This is a genomic window from Nitrospirota bacterium (assembly GCA_016214385.1).
Classification (GTDB): Bacteria; Nitrospirota; Thermodesulfovibrionia; order UBA6902; family JACROP01; genus JACROP01.
The window spans coordinates 1-16,034 of record JACROP010000087.1 but is presented as its reverse complement, the minus strand read 5'-3'; the positions used below and the strand labels follow the sequence as shown (position 1 = coordinate 16,034).

General features: G+C 43.9%; 15 protein-coding genes and 1 pseudogene. 10 read left to right on the top strand and 6 right to left on the bottom strand.

Annotated features, from left to right (window positions below):
• The 5 genes from HZC12_05540 to nrfD all read left to right on the top strand — a co-directional run.
• Positions 1-504 (top strand): aminotransferase class III-fold pyridoxal phosphate-dependent enzyme (locus HZC12_05540; protein MBI5026185.1); only part of this gene is annotated, 504 nt, incomplete at its 5' end.
• Positions 504-1,508 (top strand): cytochrome c3 family protein, encoded by a 1,005-nt coding sequence (locus tag HZC12_05535; protein MBI5026184.1) that lies wholly within the window; start codon positions 504-506, stop codon positions 1,506-1,508. The genes HZC12_05540 and HZC12_05535, both read left to right, overlap by 1 nt.
• A 13-nt stretch (positions 1,509-1,521) precedes the next feature.
• A complete protein-coding gene (locus HZC12_05530; GenBank protein MBI5026183.1) occupies positions 1,522-1,998 on the top strand; it encodes a cytochrome c3 family protein in 477 nt (158 codons plus the stop codon).
• Positions 1,995-2,762 carry a 4Fe-4S dicluster domain-containing protein gene (locus HZC12_05525; GenBank protein MBI5026182.1) on the top strand — a complete coding sequence of 256 codons (768 nt, stop codon included), beginning with the start codon at positions 1,995-1,997 and terminating at the stop codon, positions 2,760-2,762. The genes HZC12_05530 and HZC12_05525 overlap by 4 nt, the downstream gene beginning before the upstream one ends.
• A 1-nt stretch (position 2,763) precedes the next feature.
• Positions 2,764-4,008 (top strand): polysulfide reductase NrfD, encoded by a 1,245-nt coding sequence (gene nrfD, locus HZC12_05520; GenBank protein ID MBI5026181.1) that lies wholly within the window; start codon positions 2,764-2,766, stop codon positions 4,006-4,008.
• 75 nt (positions 4,009-4,083) lie between these two features.
• Here the strand turns inward: nrfD and HZC12_05515 are convergent, their stop codons facing one another.
• Genes HZC12_05515 through HZC12_05505 form a run of 3 tightly spaced genes read right to left on the bottom strand, consistent with a single transcriptional unit; the run spans position 4,084 to position 6,567 of the window.
• Positions 4,084-4,950, bottom strand: coding sequence for a cytochrome C (locus tag HZC12_05515; GenBank protein ID MBI5026180.1), 867 nt, complete (start codon positions 4,948-4,950; stop codon positions 4,084-4,086).
• Positions 4,950-6,038 carry a cytochrome bc complex cytochrome b subunit gene (locus HZC12_05510; protein MBI5026179.1) on the bottom strand — a complete coding sequence of 363 codons (1,089 nt, stop codon included), beginning with the start codon at positions 6,036-6,038 and terminating at the stop codon, positions 4,950-4,952. Before HZC12_05510 ends, HZC12_05515 begins: the two co-directional genes overlap by 1 nt.
• A gap of 4 nt (positions 6,039-6,042) precedes the next feature.
• Complete coding sequence (locus tag HZC12_05505) at positions 6,043-6,567, bottom strand: Rieske (2Fe-2S) protein (protein MBI5026178.1); 525 nt, start codon at positions 6,565-6,567, stop codon at positions 6,043-6,045.
• 124 nt (positions 6,568-6,691) lie between these two features.
• Here HZC12_05505 and HZC12_05500 point away from each other — a divergent pair, with 124 nt between their 5' ends.
• From HZC12_05500 to HZC12_05480, 5 genes and pseudogenes are all read left to right on the top strand, one after another.
• Positions 6,692-8,248, top strand: a complete 1,557-nt coding sequence (locus HZC12_05500) for a DEAD/DEAH box helicase (protein ID MBI5026177.1) — start codon at positions 6,692-6,694, stop codon at positions 8,246-8,248.
• Between the two features lie 3 nt (positions 8,249-8,251).
• A pseudogene (locus HZC12_05495) lies at positions 8,252-9,918 on the top strand (GTP-binding protein).
• A gap of 114 nt (positions 9,919-10,032) precedes the next feature.
• Entirely contained in the window at positions 10,033-11,145 is a 1,113-nt protein-coding gene (gene ychF, locus HZC12_05490) for a redox-regulated ATPase YchF (protein ID MBI5026176.1), read from the top strand.
• An 89-nt stretch (positions 11,146-11,234) separates the two neighbouring features.
• Complete coding sequence (locus HZC12_05485) at positions 11,235-11,462, top strand: AbrB/MazE/SpoVT family DNA-binding domain-containing protein (GenBank protein ID MBI5026175.1); 228 nt, start codon at positions 11,235-11,237, stop codon at positions 11,460-11,462.
• A gap of 1 nt (position 11,463) precedes the next feature.
• On the top strand, positions 11,464-11,865 hold the full coding sequence (locus HZC12_05480) for a type II toxin-antitoxin system VapC family toxin (GenBank protein ID MBI5026174.1): 402 nt from the start codon (positions 11,464-11,466) through the stop codon (positions 11,863-11,865).
• Between the two features lie 9 nt (positions 11,866-11,874).
• Here the strand turns inward: HZC12_05480 and HZC12_05475 are convergent, their stop codons facing one another.
• From HZC12_05475 to HZC12_05465, 3 genes are read right to left on the bottom strand one after another with little or no spacing between them, the layout of a single operon-like run.
• Positions 11,875-13,626: a hypothetical protein gene (locus tag HZC12_05475; GenBank protein ID MBI5026173.1), complete on the bottom strand. Its 1,752-nt coding sequence runs from the start codon at positions 13,624-13,626 to the stop codon at positions 11,875-11,877.
• Positions 13,627-13,631: 5 nt separating this feature from the next.
• On the bottom strand, positions 13,632-14,390 hold the full coding sequence (locus HZC12_05470) for an ABC transporter ATP-binding protein (protein MBI5026172.1): 759 nt from the start codon (positions 14,388-14,390) through the stop codon (positions 13,632-13,634).
• Complete coding sequence (locus HZC12_05465; GenBank protein MBI5026171.1) at positions 14,387-15,850, bottom strand: transglutaminase domain-containing protein; 1,464 nt, start codon at positions 15,848-15,850, stop codon at positions 14,387-14,389. The genes HZC12_05470 and HZC12_05465 overlap by 4 nt, the downstream gene beginning before the upstream one ends.
• Positions 15,851-16,034 lie beyond the last annotated feature (184 nt).

The following is a 16,034-nucleotide window of genomic DNA, read 5'->3' as shown; positions in this document are numbered from 1 at the left end:
GATATGACCTGCCTCGGCAAGGTCATAGGTGGGGGGCTGCCTGTTGGCGCCTATGGCGGGAAAAATGAAATAATGAAACTTGTTGCTCCTGAAGGCCCTGTTTATCAGGCTGGAACACTTTCAGGAAATCCCCTCGCAATGACTGCAGGCATTGAAACCTTGAAGGTTCTATCCATTCAGGGGACATACAGGAGACTTGAGGAAAAGGCCCTTGCCCTTGAAGAAGGGCTTAAAGACGCATCAAAAAAAGCAGGTGCTAAAACCATGTTTTACAGGGCAGGAACCATGTTCTGCACATATTTTACAGATAGCGCTGTTTACGATTATGCAACAGCCAGAAGGGCTGACACAAAAAAATTTGCCAGGTTCTTCTATGGCATGCTCAGGCGGGGTATTAATTTAGCCCCTTCTCAGTTTGAAGCGGGATTTATTTCGCTGGCCCATTCTCAAACAGACATAAAAGCTACAATAAGAGCTGCTTATGAGTCATTCAGGGAGCTTTAATGGCATTTAAAGAAAAAATTAAGATGTTTAACCCACGCAGGTTGTGGAAGAATGGGATTCCCCTCAGGGCCAAGATACTCATAGCCATTCTTTTGTTAATCATTATCATCGGCGGAGGTGTGGGCGCCTTCAAGTTCTATGACTTCACACAGAAGAATCCTAAATTCTGCATAAGCTGCCATCTCATGAAGCCTGCATTCGAAAGATGGACAGAAAGCGAACACAAAGATGTAAATTGCCATGAGTGCCATCACCTCTCAATACCGGAGCAGAACAGGCTCCTCATAAGCTTTGTCCTGTACAGACCCGAGAAGGTGCCTGAAAGGCATGGCAAGATTATTGTCCCCTGGAATTACTGTATAAAATGTCACTGGGAAAAGGATGAGCGTTATCCCAAATCTCCACTGATAAATCGCTCTCCAATCCATTCAAAGCATGTTTTCATAGAGCAGGTGGAGTGCTCAAAATGCCACGGCTATATTTTGCACAAATTCATTCCTGAGGAGAGGTTCTGCACAATGTGCCATAAGGGCAAAGAGGTTCATGGTGCAGGTATGGAGGGGCTTGCCTGCCTGAACGGGCATACTGATAGGACCAGAGACCTCAGACCCGAGAGGGGGAAGTGCCTCTTTTGCCACGGAGAGGAGAAAATCAGGAAAAAACTTATTGCTGATGCAACCATTGATGTCAAATACTTTCAGCCCACCCCGAAAATAATTGCCAGGGCAATAAAGATAAATGTCCCTGCCGATGCGCCAATGCAGTTTTACTGTTATGAATGCCATAAACCACACGTAACTGTACGGCCTGATTGGGGCCATTGTTTGGATTGTCATAAGATTATCCCTGAGGTGGGCAAACACAATCTCCATATAAAGGTCGTTGGTATGAAGTGTAAAGAGTGTCATAAGCCCCATGCATGGAGAGTGTCTGAGGCTCAAGCTAAAACAGACTGTGTAAAGTGTCATGAATACAGGGAGCCAAAGAAATTTATAGGGCCGTAAAAAAGGAGAAACTGTGAAGAGCCATGTCTTAAGACCGCTTTATGTAGTAATCGGCATTATTGCCCTTGTGCTGATTATCAGGGGGTTCATTGTGCCAAAAGACTTTGGCGTATATGATAGGGGCTATATGTATAGCTGGTACAGGAAGTCCAATGAGGATGAATGGAAGGCCTTCAAGGTAAAACACAGGTCTTCCGAGTACTGCAAAGACTGCCACACTGATAAATACTCTTCGATAATGCAGACACCACATGCTATTATCCAGTGCGAAAACTGCCATGACCCTGCAATAGACCACCCTGAGAATCCTCCAAAGCTTTCAATCAATAAGAGCAGAGAACAGTGTCTGAGGTGCCATTCATACCTTCCCTATCCAACGAGCAACAGGGCAAACATAAAAGCGATAGACCCTGACAATCACAATCCAGACATCGAGTGTGTCATGTGCCATAATCCTCACAAACCATCACTGGAGGGATTTAAAAAATGATAACGAGGAGGGATTTCATCAAATATTCCTTACAGGGCGCTGCTGCAATAGCGATTCCGGCGCTGACTATAGAGATACTTAATCCTTCAAAGCTATTTGCCTCGAAGGATACAAAGAAGGTTAGATGGGGTTTCCTCGTTGATACACAAAAGTGCGTTGGATGCGGTTTTTGTGTAAGGGCATGTAAATTGGAGAACGAGGTCCCTTACGATGCCAATGTCTCAAGGACATGGGTTGAACGCTATGTCGTTACAAAGGACGGAAGAGTGCTTACTGACTCACCAAAGGCTGCGAGGGACGGGTTCACAAGGAATGATCCCGCAGGGATTAATATCAAAAAGGGCGATATAGAAAAGGCCTTTTTTGTCCCAAAATTGTGCAATCAGTGCGAGAATCCACCATGCGTTCAGGTATGTCCTGTTGGTGCAACATATCAGGCATCTGATGGTGTTGTCTTAGTTGACAGGAAATGGTGTATCGGATGCGGATATTGTATCATGGCATGCCCATACGGCGTCAGGTTTTTCCATCCTGTATACAGGACTGCTGAAAAATGTAACTTCTGCTATCACAGGATAACAAAGGGCATGAAGACAGCCTGTGTTCAGGCATGCCCATTTGGCGCAAGGCTCATCGGAAATATAAGTGACCCAAACGACGAGGTGGGCAGGATTATAAGGACTGAAAGGGTCACTGTATTAAAAGACGAATATGGCACAAAACCTCAGGTATATTATCGGGGCCTGAGCAAGGAGGTCAGGTAAGATGGTTCATGGTGAACTTTGGACCCATAAGGAATTATTTGTCTATCCCAACGAATACATATACTGGAGTATTCAGATTGTGATGTACCCATTTATGACAGGGCTTGTGGCAGGTGCCTTTGTTCTTTCTTCCCTCTATCATCTCTTCGGCATAAAAGAGCTCAAGGATATGGCGAGATTTGCACTCGTATTCTCCTTTGCCCTTCTCTTTGTAGCACCTTTGCCCATTGCATTACATCTCCAGCATCCCTTCAGGGGAATGAATGTATTTTTAACACCTCACTTCACATCGGCAATCGCTGCCTTTGGATTAGTATTCTTCGCCTATGGTGCCATTGTTGCATCTGAACTCTGGTTTTTATACAGAAAACACTTCATTGAGACCGCATTGTCTTTAAAAGTAAAACAGGACAAGAAACTACTGGACAGGGTTAAATACCTGATATTCTCCGTCCTTACACTCGGCGATTATGATTTAAGCGAGAAGTCCATTAAAAAAGACGAGAAGGCTATAAAGATCCTTGCTGGTGTTGGTATCCCTGTTGCCTGTTTTCTACACGGATACGCAGGCTTCATATTTGGCTCGGTCAAGGCAAATGCCCTCTGGATGACGCCTCTCATGCCTGTCATATTCATAATGTCTGCCATCGTATCTGGCATCGCCCTGTGCCTGTTGACCTATATAATCGTCATGGAAATAAGGAAGATAAAAATAAGGTCCCAGAGAAAGCCATGGATGAATGTTGAAGAGGTGAAGGGTGTAGAGATTGGTATCATAAGGATGACAGCGAAATATCTCTTATTGTTTATGGTATTTGCCATCACCCTTGAGTTTCTTGACCTTGTGTTCAGGGGATATACTGCTGTCAAACACTGGGACATACTGCGCACTGTTATCTATGGGAAAGACTTCACAAACATATTTATACTTCAGTATACATTCGGCAACCTCATCCCCTTTATACTCTTTCTGATACCAGGGCTTACAATAAGGAGGGCTATTGCCGGACTGCTCCTCGTCCTGATGGGTGTATTTATGATGAGATGGAACGTTGTCATTGGAGGGCAGGCATTCTCATTAACATTTGCAGGATACATGGAGTATATCCTTCCAATAATTCCGCATGATTGGGAGACCTTTAAGGAAGGCCTTGGCGGCGCACTCAGTATCCTGATAATGCCCTTTGTCCTTTTCTGGATCTTCGACAAGATTTTCCCTGTCTTTAACCACAGGGAATCGCATTAACACGAAAATACATAAAGAAAACCACAGAGGACACAGAGAGATTTCAGATTGTTGATTTCATATTTCAGGCCGAAGCTAATCCCTGTATGTCTTCGATAGCAGAAATACCACAACACCCATGCCAGCGAAGACCAGCATAAAGAAGGTGGAGAAAATCTTCCTGAAACCGAGTTCATTAAAGGTGGCCTCTATATTTTTCTCGATGAGATTTAATTTATTTGTGAATTCATCAGTCCTGTCTTTAACAAGAGCTACATCAACGGTATGGAAAAGGGTGCGGAATTCTGCATGGGTGCTGAAAAGGGTCTTTTCTTCCTCTTCGGTGAATACCCCCCCGGCCCTCAGTCTCTTAATATCTCCCTCTATATCGCCAATCTTCTTCTCGATAAGAAACAGTGCCTGTTTCATTATCTTTGCCCTTTCGTAAGAGTGGCACTTCGAGCACTGTTGCTCACTTATAATATCTATACTTGCCTTCTGGATATTGTGAGAACCATGACAGGTTACACAATTTGGCCCCTTTCTTGTAGCCTTGAGTGTCTTTCCATGCCCGCTTTCAAGATAATTCTTCAGTATGCCGATATGACATTTACCGCAGAACTCGGGGACATCAGCGTATTTTGGAGTTCCTGCAAACCCCCTCTGTGGGGACATCGACATCGCAGCATCCTTAGGGTCACCGCCATGGCAGTCATGGCATGAAACATTGTTCTGAGAATGCCAGCTCATCTTCCACTCATCAACTATAACTCGAAACCGGGGCTTCATGATGTCAGAGGTATGGCATTCGATACAGACATCCTTTTCCACCTTTGGGCCTGCCCATGGCTCGGTAAGAAACTCTTTTTCGAAGAGCTCCCTGAATCCTGCAATAGCAACTGAGGTTAGAGTAAAAATTAGAAGTAATAAAAGCAGGGGCATCCAGAAAATCCTGTATCTCATCAATACCTCCCCCAGATTGTTAATACTACCCAGATGGTCACTGAAAATATGAACACACCAAGCAGGCGGGGTCTTTTAAGTATATTTCTTTCTTCTTTTGTATCAAAGAACGGCCATAAGAGAAAGATTCCAATTAGTATTAACTCTGCGGTTATGCCGAGGAATTTATTCGGGATGAGCTTCAGCATCTGGTATGGCGCCAGGAAATACCATTCAGGTCTTATGTGAACAGGTGTCTTGAAGGGGTTTGCAGGGCTATTGGCGTCCCCTGGTAGAAACAGTGTTGGCAGGAAAGCGATTATAAAGAACATGAGGGCGAGGTAAATCATCACCATAACCAACTCTTTCATCACAAAATATGGATAAAATGGGTATCCCTCAGGGTGAGTTTCTGGCCTGTATTCAGTCCAGTGCCCTTTCTTACTTGAAGTCCCCAGGGGCGGCGATGAAAGACCGATACGCCTTACCAGAAATATATGAAGACCCATTAAGAATAAAAAAACAGGAGGCAACAAAGCCACATGGATGGCAAAGAATCTATTAAGTGTGCTTCCTGAAACATAGTCACCGCCTCTTAATATCCAGGCTATAAAATCACCAATAACCGGGAAAGCTGTCGGCATGGTAGTAACAATGGTTGTTGCCCAATAGCTCAACTGACTCCATGGCAGCAGATACCCGCTGAGGCAAAAAAAGAGGACAGTGAACAACATCAAGCATCCAGTGACCCATGTCATCTCCCTCGGTTTTTTATAACTCCCCATGAAGAATACAGAAAACAGATGGAGAAAGACCACGGCCACCATGAGGTTGCTACCCGCCACATGCATCTGCCTGAAGAGCCATCCATAGGGCACCTTGTTCATTATATCCTGAACACTACTGAAGGCATGCTCTGAATGGGGCACATAATATATGAGGAGAAAGATACCAGATATTACTTGAAGCACATACGCAGTTAATGCAACAAATCCGAGGGTGTAAAAGATATTAATATTCCCCGGCACCCTGAATTCTTTCACCTGCGTCCTTACGAGGTTATCAAGGCCTATTCTTATCTCGAGCCAATCCCTTATCTTCTTCCACATTTTCTCACCCTATCACAATAATTTCTCCCTCTATCCTTAAGGGAATCTTAGGTAGAGGTCTCGGTGGCGGGCCTGATAAAACATTTCCTTCGAGGTCATATATCCCTGCATGGCAGGGGCATAATAGCCTTTTTTTACCCTTATCATACTCCACAAGACACCCAAGATGGGTGCATACCCTCGAAAGTGCTATATATCCTCTCTCTGGACTGTTGATAATAATTGCCGGTGTGGCGTTGAAGACAATATCCCTTGCCTCTCCCAGAGGTATTTCGCCCTTTCTAAGGCTCATCTGTTTGATTCTTGCCTCGCCAGGAGGTGCAATGAATCTTAATAAGGGATAGACAAAGGAAACTGCTGCAGTTGAACCTAAGAGGGATAGTAAAAGTTTTAAAAACCCACGCCTTTTCAATTGTTCCTCGCTTAAAACTGACTTGGTCTTGAAGCCAATGAAAAATAACAGAAACAATTTTGCTTTGTCAAGGTTTTCCCTTGTGTATGATGTCCTAACTTGAATGAGTAAGTGCATTGACATAAGTGAACAAATAAGAATATACTATTAAAACAAAGGTGAAGTTTCATCTAATCCCTCAGAGGATTTTAAGAAACCCTGAGGGATTTTATTTTGCATAGTTCAGGAGGAGTATAAAAAAATGAAGTTCGAAGATTCTTCTTTAAGTACAGAGACATTAAAGTCTATATCAGAGATAGGATTCGAGGAACCGACACCGATCCAGGTTTCTTCTATCCCTTTGATATTAAGGGGGCTGGATATAGTTGGGCAGGCGCAGACAGGCACAGGCAAGACTGCTGCATTCGGAATACCTATTGTTGAGATGAACCGAAAGGGCAAAAGTCCCTTTGCCATTATCCTCGAGCCGACAAGAGAGCTTGCTGTTCAGGTGGCTCAGGAGGTCAACATTATAGGCAAGTACAGGCACATAAATGTTCTGCCGGTTTACGGCGGTAAGTCGATCGAGACCCAGATAAAGGCATTAAAGCGTGGAGTGGACGTTGTTGTTGGAACACCCGGACGGGTTATAGACCATATAAACAGAAAGACCATCTCACTTTCAGACATAAAGATCGTTGTCCTTGATGAGGCTGATGAGATGCTCGATATGGGTTTTGTTGACGATATCGAGATAATACTCAAAACCACTCCATCAGAAAGGCAAACCCTGTTATTTTCAGCCACTATGCCCCAGCCGATAATGGATATCTCAAAAAGGTATATGAAACATCCCGAGAAGATAAGGATAAACCCAAAGGACATCATCGTCCAGAAGATAAAGCAGGTTTTTTATGAGGTCAGGGAAGAGGACAAGATAAATGCCCTCTCAAGGCTTCTTGATGTCGAAGACCCTCAGCTTGCAATCATCTTCTGTCATACAAAGAGGGAAGTCGATCAGGTCTCTATGAAACTCCAGCAGATGGGATATAATGGAAATGCCCTCCACGGCGATTTTACGCAGGTGCAGAGAGACGATGTAATGAAGAATTTTAAAAATGGTACTCTCGATATTCTTGTTGCTACTGATGTTGCAGCAAGGGGGCTCGATATAAAAAATGTGACTCATGTGATCAACTACAACATCCCCCAGAACCCTGAAAGCTATGTGCACAGAATCGGAAGGACAGGAAGGGCAGGCAAGTCTGGCATTGCAATAACCCTTGTCACACCAAGGGAGTACAGACATCTAAGACTGATAGAAAAGACCGCAAAGACAGTTATTGACAAAAAGAGACTGCCTACAAAACAGGAGGTCATCAAGGCAAAGGAAAAGAACATAGTGAGAGACATCTCAGGGATAATCAAGGACAATAAATTTTCAAGCTATATTTCAGCCGTCAAAGAACTATCAGAAACCTATAGCCCTGAAGATATCGCAGCAGCAGCCATTTTTGCCGTATACGGTGGGGTATTTGATGAGCAGCATATAGAAGAACAGCATGAAAAGACAGGCGTGACACGTTTATTCATGACCATAGGCCGTAATGACAGGATCAAGGTCGCTGACATTGTAAAGTCAATAGCATCAGAGGCGAATATCCCGTACAGCAGGATCGGTAAAATCGATGTTTATGATAAATTCACCTTTGTTGAGGTTCCGGCAGAGCTGGCTGACAGGGTGATACGCTCTGTGGATGATATGATGATGAAAGGAAAGAGGATAAAGATCCAGCCGGCAAAGGCGCGGACTGAATAGAATATGGGACGTGAAGATTTAAGGAATATTGCCATCATTGCCCATGTTGACCATGGGAAGACAACACTTGTTGATGGCCTGCTCAAGCAGGCAGGCATATTTCGCTCAAACGAGAAGGTACAGGAAAGGATTATGGACAACATCGACCTTGAGCGTGAGCGGGGCATCACCATAATGGCTAAAAACACTGCCATCGAATACACAGGCGTTAAGATCAATGTCGTTGATACCCCGGGGCATGCTGATTTTGGAGGAGAGGTCGAGAGGACATTGAAGATGGTTGACGGTGTGCTGTTGCTCGTTGATGCATCAGAAGGCCCGCTGCCACAGACAAGGTTTGTGCTTAAAAAAGCCCTTGAACTGAATCTTCCGCCGGTTGTAGTAATAAACAAAATAGACAGGCCTGATGCAAGGATACAGGAAGTGCTTAACGAGATATACGACCTTTTTATAGACCTCGATGCAACCGAAGACCAGCTCGAATTTCCCATAGTTTATACAAATGCAAAACAGGGCGTAGCAAAACTCTCGATGGATGAAGATTCGAAGGATTTAAGAAACCTCTTTGAATTAATCCTCAAGACAATCCCTCCTCCTGCAGGAGATGACAAAGGGACATTGCAGATGCTTGTCACCAATATTGATTATAACGACTATGTCGGAAGGCTCGCAATCGGCAGGATATTCTCCGGGACTATAAGGGACGGAGACTGGTTATCTGTGATTAACAGCAGCGGCTCAGCCATAAAGACAAAGATAACATCCCTGTATGGATTTCAGGGGCTTGAAAGGATTGGGATAGGGGAGGCATCAGCCGGAGATATTGTTGCAGTTGCAGGGGTCGAAGGGATAAACATCGGTGATACTATAACAGATTTAGAGAATCCGAAACCACTTCCGCGGATAAGAGTAGATGAACCGACGATCTCTATGGTCTTTTCTGTGAATACCTCTCCGTTTTCAGGCAAGGAAGGGAAGTATGTCACATCAAGGAATCTGAGAGAACGCCTTGAAAAAGAGCTTTTATACAATGTAGCAATTAAAGTTGATTTTGACAACACTGATTCTTTCAATGTCATGGGGAGGGGAGAGCTGCAGCTTGCGATTCTCATCGAGATGATGAGGAGGGAAGGCTATGAACTCTCTGTCTCTATGCCTGAGACAATAACAAAACATATAAATGGCCAGTTGCATGAGCCAATGGAGCTTCTTGTGATAGATGTGCCTGAGGAGTTTGTTGGGATAGTAACCCAGCAGGCAGGAATGCGCAGGGGAAAGATGCAGAAGATGAGATATCAAAGCGTTCCACAGGAGCGATTGTTGCTGACAGAGCCGGAAAGGCCACGACATATGCCTTATTCCACTTACAGCCGAGAGGCACTCTTTTTATAAAAGAGAATACCCATGTCTACGAGGGCATGGTCATAGGCGAGAATTCGAGGGACAATGATATAGATGTCAATGTGATAAAGGAAAAGAAGCTCACCAACATGAGGGCAGCAGGCTCAGATGACGCACTGCAGCTTATACCGCCAAAGGGCATGAGCCTTGAACACGCAATAGAGTTTATAAAAGAAGATGAGCTCGTTGAAGTCACACCACAGTCAGTGCGTATCAGAAAGAAAGTCCTCGAGGCAAACAGAAGGCCAAAGAATAAGGATGCAAGATAGCGGCAGGAGTTGCAATTTTTATAAAAGAATTTATATCATTTCCCATTCTCCTCTGCGAATCCCGATCAGTCGGGAGACGGGTCTGACAAAAGGGAGAAAGGTGAAGACCCCTTAATGAAGCTTGCCATCATCGGCCTTTCCAATTCAGGCAGGACAACTATTTTCAATGCCCTCACAGGTCAGGACATCGAGACAACCATATATCCCACAACAGGAGGCGAGCCGAATATCGCCGTTGTGCAGGTGCCTGACTTGCGTGTGGATAAACTCTCAGAAATTTATAAACCTAAAAAGACCACCTATGCGACAGTTGAATACATTGATTATATCGGTCTTACAAAGGGTGACACAGAGCAGAATAGGAAAGTCTATGACCTGATAAAAGACGTGGATGCAGCCGTTCATGTTGTGCGTGCATTTGAAGACGATGCGGTGGCGCATCCTATGGGAAACATTGATGCAAGGCGCGATGCAGAGGCACTTGAGCTTGAACTCATATTTAGCGACCTTGAGCTAGTAGAAAAAAGGCTTGAGAGGATAGAGCAGGGGGCAAAGCGGGGCAAAAAGCCTGATGAGGCAGAGAAGAGGCTCCTTTTGAAATGCAAGGATGCCCTTGAAAAAGAGACAGCCCTGAGGGACATTGAATTTAATATTGATGAGCAGAAGGCCATGAGGACATTACAGTTTCTTTCCACAAAACCAGAGATTGTAGTAATCAATATAGGAGAAAACGATCTGAATACAGAGAAGGCAAGTAACCTCCTAAAAGAGGTAGAAGGGTATTTTCAGAGTAAATACAAAAACTTGTCACTTGTCACTCGTCACTCGTCACTCTCTTTGTGCGGAAAGGTGGAGATGGAGATAGCTCAGCTTTTAGCAGAGGAGGCAAGGGCATTCTTAGATGACTTAAAAATAAAAGAGCCTGTCCGCAACAAACTTATAAGGCTTTCCTACAGTCTGCTTGGCCTGATTTCTTTTTTCACCGTGGGTGAAGATGAGGTAAAGGCATGGACGATAAAACAGGGAATGGAAGCCCTTAAGGCCGCAGGCAAGATTCACTCAGACATTGAGCGGGGGTTCATAAGGGCTGAGGTAATAGGCTTTAACGAGTTTATAGATTCAGGTGCAAGCATGGCAAAGGCAAAAGAAAAGGGGCTTTTGAGGCTTGAAGGCAAAAATTATATTGTAAAAGATGGAGATATTATAAATTTCAGGTTCAATATTTAAATTTAAAAATAAAGGTAGGTTTGACAAAATCATGAAAAAGTTATACCATTAAAATATATGTCTAACTTTTAGAGAGGAGGTTGGAATTTATGACAACTGTTAAAACTCTTGCCAAAGGACAGATTGTTATTCCTGTGGAATTAAGGAAAAAATACAACATACAGGTTGGCTCAGAGTTGCAGGTGATGGAATATGGGGGCATCATATATCTTATTCCACCTGTTGATGACCCAATTAAGGCTGCCTGCGGGGCTTTACCAGCAAAACCTTCCCTCTCCGAGCAGCTCCTGAAAGAGCGCAAAAAGGATTTTAGATAAAATGGCAGACTCTTATATTTTTGACAGCCATGCCCTTTTAAAGTTTTTTCAAAAAGAAAAGGGCTTTGATGAAGTTGTAGACATTCTTTCAGAAATTAAGAAGACAGGATCTCCAAAATACATTAATGTCATAAATCTTGGTGAAATAATTTATATTACTAAAAGGGAATTTGGTGACCTTAAAAAGATAGAGGTCATTGCCCATATAGAGCGGTTAAATTTCACTATCCTGGATGTGCCTAATAGCCTGATCTTCCAGGCTGCCGAGTACAAGGCTGAATACAGTATATCCTATGCTGACTGCTTCGTAATTGCCTCGGCCATTGAACACAAAGCCACTATTGTTACCGGGGACCCTGAATTTAAAAAAGTTGAGCACCTCGTAAAGATCAGGTGGGTTTGAATGGCTGATTTAATCTGTTACTTCAAGTCTTATCAGTTTTTTCTCGCCTCGCTTCATGGAAAACCATAGGGCAGAGATATTAAGGATAAGGGCTGATAAAAAGAATAAACCCATAATTAACCATGCCCGCAATGTAAGGCTCATTTTGGTGACCTCTTTAATAAAGATAACTGCCGTAGGAATGACCTCCAGGGCTATAGTAATAGCAATAAGTGCGATTGATAGGAGCATGTAAACAGTGCCTCCAAAACCGGTGGGTGACTGGGTTGTACTTTCTGTTGGGAACCTGGCATAGGATGCTCCCATGCCAATTGCAAGCCCTGTTATCGAGGCAGCCATGATTGAACCTGTAAGGATACCTAAAATCATGAACCAGACATCCACTCTTAAAAATAGATTGGATACTACAATAAGAACCTGTGCAAGCAAAAATAGTGGAATAAAGGCGAGAAGGTATTTGCTCCATAAAAACCTGCGGAGGCTTATTGGAGAGACCCTTATTATCCAGAAGGCATTTCCCTCACGACTCACCAATGGAAATACGAAGCGGGATGATATAGCCGCTATGACAATCCCCACAAGACCCACATTAAGGAATGAGATTATGTATTTGAGCTGAACGCTCAGAAAAGTGCCCCAGTCCAGTGGTAATGCCCTGATGCTGAAAAGATAAATAATTACCAGCGCCATGAGTAAAAGTGACTGAGACCACTGAGCAATGTCCCGGAAAAATACAGTAAGGTCCTTTTCAATGAGGGCGCGCCTTTGTCTTCTCGCAAGGCCGGCAGTAATCTTTAAAAAACCGCGGTATATTATATTCAGAGAAAACCCTTTCCTGCCAGCCTGCGTGGGAATAATTTCTGATGATGTCAAAAAGACCTTCTGGCCTTCCTGGGCCTTAACCCAGCCATTATAGTAGAACCTTTTGAAGAGCCAGTGCCCGAATATAATCAGGACACTGAGAGTAGAGATCAACAGCAGGCCGTATAACACAGGCGTTCCCTCTCCTGTTCCAAAAAATGGCGACAGCACCTCTATTGTCCACATGCTCGGGAGGAATACAAAGACAGGTAATTTCATTTCAGACAGAAAGATGGCCAGGGTGGCAAACCATTCTGGATTGGCAAATCGTTCGGGCCTCAAGAATCTAAACAGCAGAAAAAGAACCACAAACATCAGGAGTCCCATAAAAACAAAGAGATTCCTGGCCTGCCTTGCAGGCAATACTGCCATGAGAACAATTGCAATCAATATCCCTATCCCGACAGAAATACCTGCAAATAAGGCCAATGCTGGCAGAAACCAGACATAATACCAGGCTGAAACATTGAAGAGCTTGCCGAAGGACAGGAAAACAGGTATCCCAAAGAGTAAGACCATCCATGAGGACTTTATCAGTGTTTCCACCCATTTGGAAAGATAAATATTATCCCATAGCACAGGGAAAGACAGGGCCATGGGAAGCTCCTTTGAGAGGTAGAAGCAATTTGTAGCAAAAAGGAGGCCGCTGAAGATGAGCAAGAAAAACACGATCATCAGGAGCAGGGCAAAACCCTTGAGCACAATTACGGCTCCAACCTCGGCTGACATGCCATGCAGCCTCACCAATACAATATTCAGAACTCGTATTGTTCCAAGCCAGAACCCTGTTGCCAGCAGAATGAAAAAGAAAGATTTTATATAAGTAGCGCGGTCAAAACGCAGGACACTGTTTTTCAGTGTCCAGAAGTGCGGTGCAAGTAGTAGAAAAAACTCACGCATGATTATTATGCCTGAAGCGTCCTGATGAGGTTTATAACATCCTCTCCGCCTGTAAGATGCAGGAAGACCTGTTCAAGTTTGCTATCTGTTGCATGGGCTTGTTCCTTGATTTCGTGTATTGTGCCGAGGGCAATCATCTTTCCATTATGTATAATCCCTATCCTGTCGCACATCTGCTCTGCTATTTCAAGTATATGTGTTGACATGAATATTGTCATGCCCTGGTCGCGGGATGTGCGAAGGATTTCCTTGAGGAGCCTTGCTCCCCTCGGGTCAAGGCCAACAACAGGCTCATCCAGCACCATCACCTTCGGCCTCCGCATAAAGGCTGCTGAAAGGCAGAGCCTCTGCTTCATGCCATGGGAAAAATTCTCTATGAGTTCATTTGCCCAATCAGTCAATTCAAATATCTCAAGGAATTCAATCCCCCTGCCCTTTAAAACCCTGTCTTCCACTCCGTACATGCCTGCAATGAATTTCATATATTCCCATGCTGTGAGTTTCTCATAGAGGAACGGCCTGTCAGGTATATAACCCAGTACCTTTTTTGCAGAAATCGGGTCTTTCTGGATGTCGTGGCCATCAATGGTTATGGTCCCTGAGGTGGGTTTCATAAGCCCCATTATCATCCTGATTGCAGTAGTTTTTCCAGCACCGTTGGGGCCGAGGAACCCAAATATCTCGCCTGCCTTTGTTTCGAGGCAGACATCATTTACAGCAACGAGGTCTCCATATTTTTTAAATACATGGTCAAGGACTATCATTTTGCCTCTATTATATCAATTTTCATCTGTGTAACAAGTCTTCCGAGGGATGTGAGTTTATCCATATCCCCTTCCATAAGCCTGATGTGCGTGGCATCTGCCGGAAACTGTGCAAGGGTAGGGTCTACTGCTATCCACTCACCCAGCCAGACCTCGGGCCATGTATGATAATAAAACCTGCCCTGCATGTAAACAAGACCAGCCACCATCCTTGTGGGAAGCCCTCCTGCACGCGCAAAGGCTGTAAACAACACGGTATGTTCATTGCTGTCCCCAGCACGTGATTTAAAGACATCCATGGCAGTTGGTATCCTGGCAAAGAGATGTTTACGGATAGTGAGGTATAAATTCGATGTCAGGTAGCGTGCGAGCCTGAAGGCGCTATTTTTTTCTATGATAACGAATTTCTTAGAGTTATAAATGATTGTGCGGTGATCGCTCTGCACAAAGGGTGTAGGCTGAAGGTATGCTTCAAGGTCTGTGCCTTTATAGGGAAGGTCGTATGTCTGTTTTTTAAACTCTTCTTCATTTTCTCTGCGGATTTCAAGGACATCTCCTTTTAATGCCTGCCTTCCACCATTCAGGGCATTGAATTCGGAGAGATTTATACCAGAGATGCGGAACTTAGCGTAAGAGAGCTTTTCATGGTTTGGCAATTGCTTATTTGTCTCTATCACAGGCAGTGAAAGAAAATCAAAAACCCTGGCCTCCTTTGTTTTTGCCACATCTTCAGGCTCTGAGATTAAGAGTAATCCTGATTGATATTCCTCTTTTAGAGTAAGGCCGCCATCGCTCAGCCAGATGTGATTCTTTCCCACCCTCAAGAGATATGCAGTATTAACTCTAATCCCTACCTTTACAGGAATAAGCTCCTCAACCTCGATAGTCTCATCAATTACATTGAATGACATGATATCGAGGATAGGAATCTTAAATCTCTTGCCCTTTTCCATTCCCTGCTCAAAAAGCGCTGCCTTGACTGTGAGTGGAAAATAAGGCTGTTTGTCCAGGGTCTTATTCACAGCCCGCCGTTGGCCATTTACCTCTGTGAACATCACAAGCAGGTCTCCCTTCATCTCACCATGGGCCTTTAATCGATTCCCCTCTGATTCAGAATCGAAATCAAAAGACTTAATCCTGTAATCGAGGTCTGTGAGGCACCTTAGCTCTGTCCTCGTATGAATAACCTTATCTTTGTCCTTTACAGTTGTTTCGCTAATATTGATAAACCTGTATTCTTCCCCTATCTTTTCCAGAGATGTTTTTACATGTCCAAGTTTTTCACCTTTTAAATAAACACCGAACCATTCCTCTTTGGTCTTAAACTCTTTGCCTGAGACCTTCTGAATGGGTGAGAGTGTGGTGCCTGATATATAGTGGCGGTAGAATAGAACAGACAGCAGGACAATCCAGAGGCCGACTATTCCTAATTTCAGAAAAGAAGACAAATGTTTTGGCATTTATGTAACCTCAATATTTTCAGAATGTCTGTGTTATTAAGGGTCTCATAATTGAATTGACATAGATTAAAAAATCTCCCCTTGCCCCTCTTTGCCAAAGAGTGGAATTATCCCTCCCTTTGGAAAAGGGAGGTTACGAGGGATTTTACAAATATGTCGTTACAATTATAAGACTATTATAACT

Coding starts and splice junctions, on each gene's coding strand:
- ychF (MBI5026176.1), top strand. CDS start 10,033: ATGAAGCTTGCCATCATCGGCCTTTCCAATTCAGGCAGGACAACTATT.
- HZC12_05465 (MBI5026171.1), bottom strand. CDS start 15,850: ATGCCAAAACATTTGTCTTCTTTTCTGAAATTAGGAATAGTCGGCCTC.
- HZC12_05500 (MBI5026177.1), top strand. CDS start 6,692: ATGAAGTTCGAAGATTCTTCTTTAAGTACAGAGACATTAAAGTCTATA.
- HZC12_05535 (MBI5026184.1), top strand. CDS start 504: ATGGCATTTAAAGAAAAAATTAAGATGTTTAACCCACGCAGGTTGTGG.
- HZC12_05480 (MBI5026174.1), top strand. CDS start 11,464: ATGGCAGACTCTTATATTTTTGACAGCCATGCCCTTTTAAAGTTTTTT.
- HZC12_05485 (MBI5026175.1), top strand. CDS start 11,235: ATGACAACTGTTAAAACTCTTGCCAAAGGACAGATTGTTATTCCTGTG.
- HZC12_05505 (MBI5026178.1), bottom strand. CDS start 6,567: ATGCACTTACTCATTCAAGTTAGGACATCATACACAAGGGAAAACCTT.
- HZC12_05510 (MBI5026179.1), bottom strand. CDS start 6,038: ATGTGGAAGAAGATAAGGGATTGGCTCGAGATAAGAATAGGCCTTGAT.
- HZC12_05470 (MBI5026172.1), bottom strand. CDS start 14,390: ATGATAGTCCTTGACCATGTATTTAAAAAATATGGAGACCTCGTTGCT.
- nrfD (MBI5026181.1), top strand. CDS start 2,764: ATGGTTCATGGTGAACTTTGGACCCATAAGGAATTATTTGTCTATCCC.
- HZC12_05525 (MBI5026182.1), top strand. CDS start 1,995: ATGATAACGAGGAGGGATTTCATCAAATATTCCTTACAGGGCGCTGCT.
- HZC12_05475 (MBI5026173.1), bottom strand. CDS start 13,626: ATGCGTGAGTTTTTTCTACTACTTGCACCGCACTTCTGGACACTGAAA.
- HZC12_05515 (MBI5026180.1), bottom strand. CDS start 4,950: ATGAGATACAGGATTTTCTGGATGCCCCTGCTTTTATTACTTCTAATT.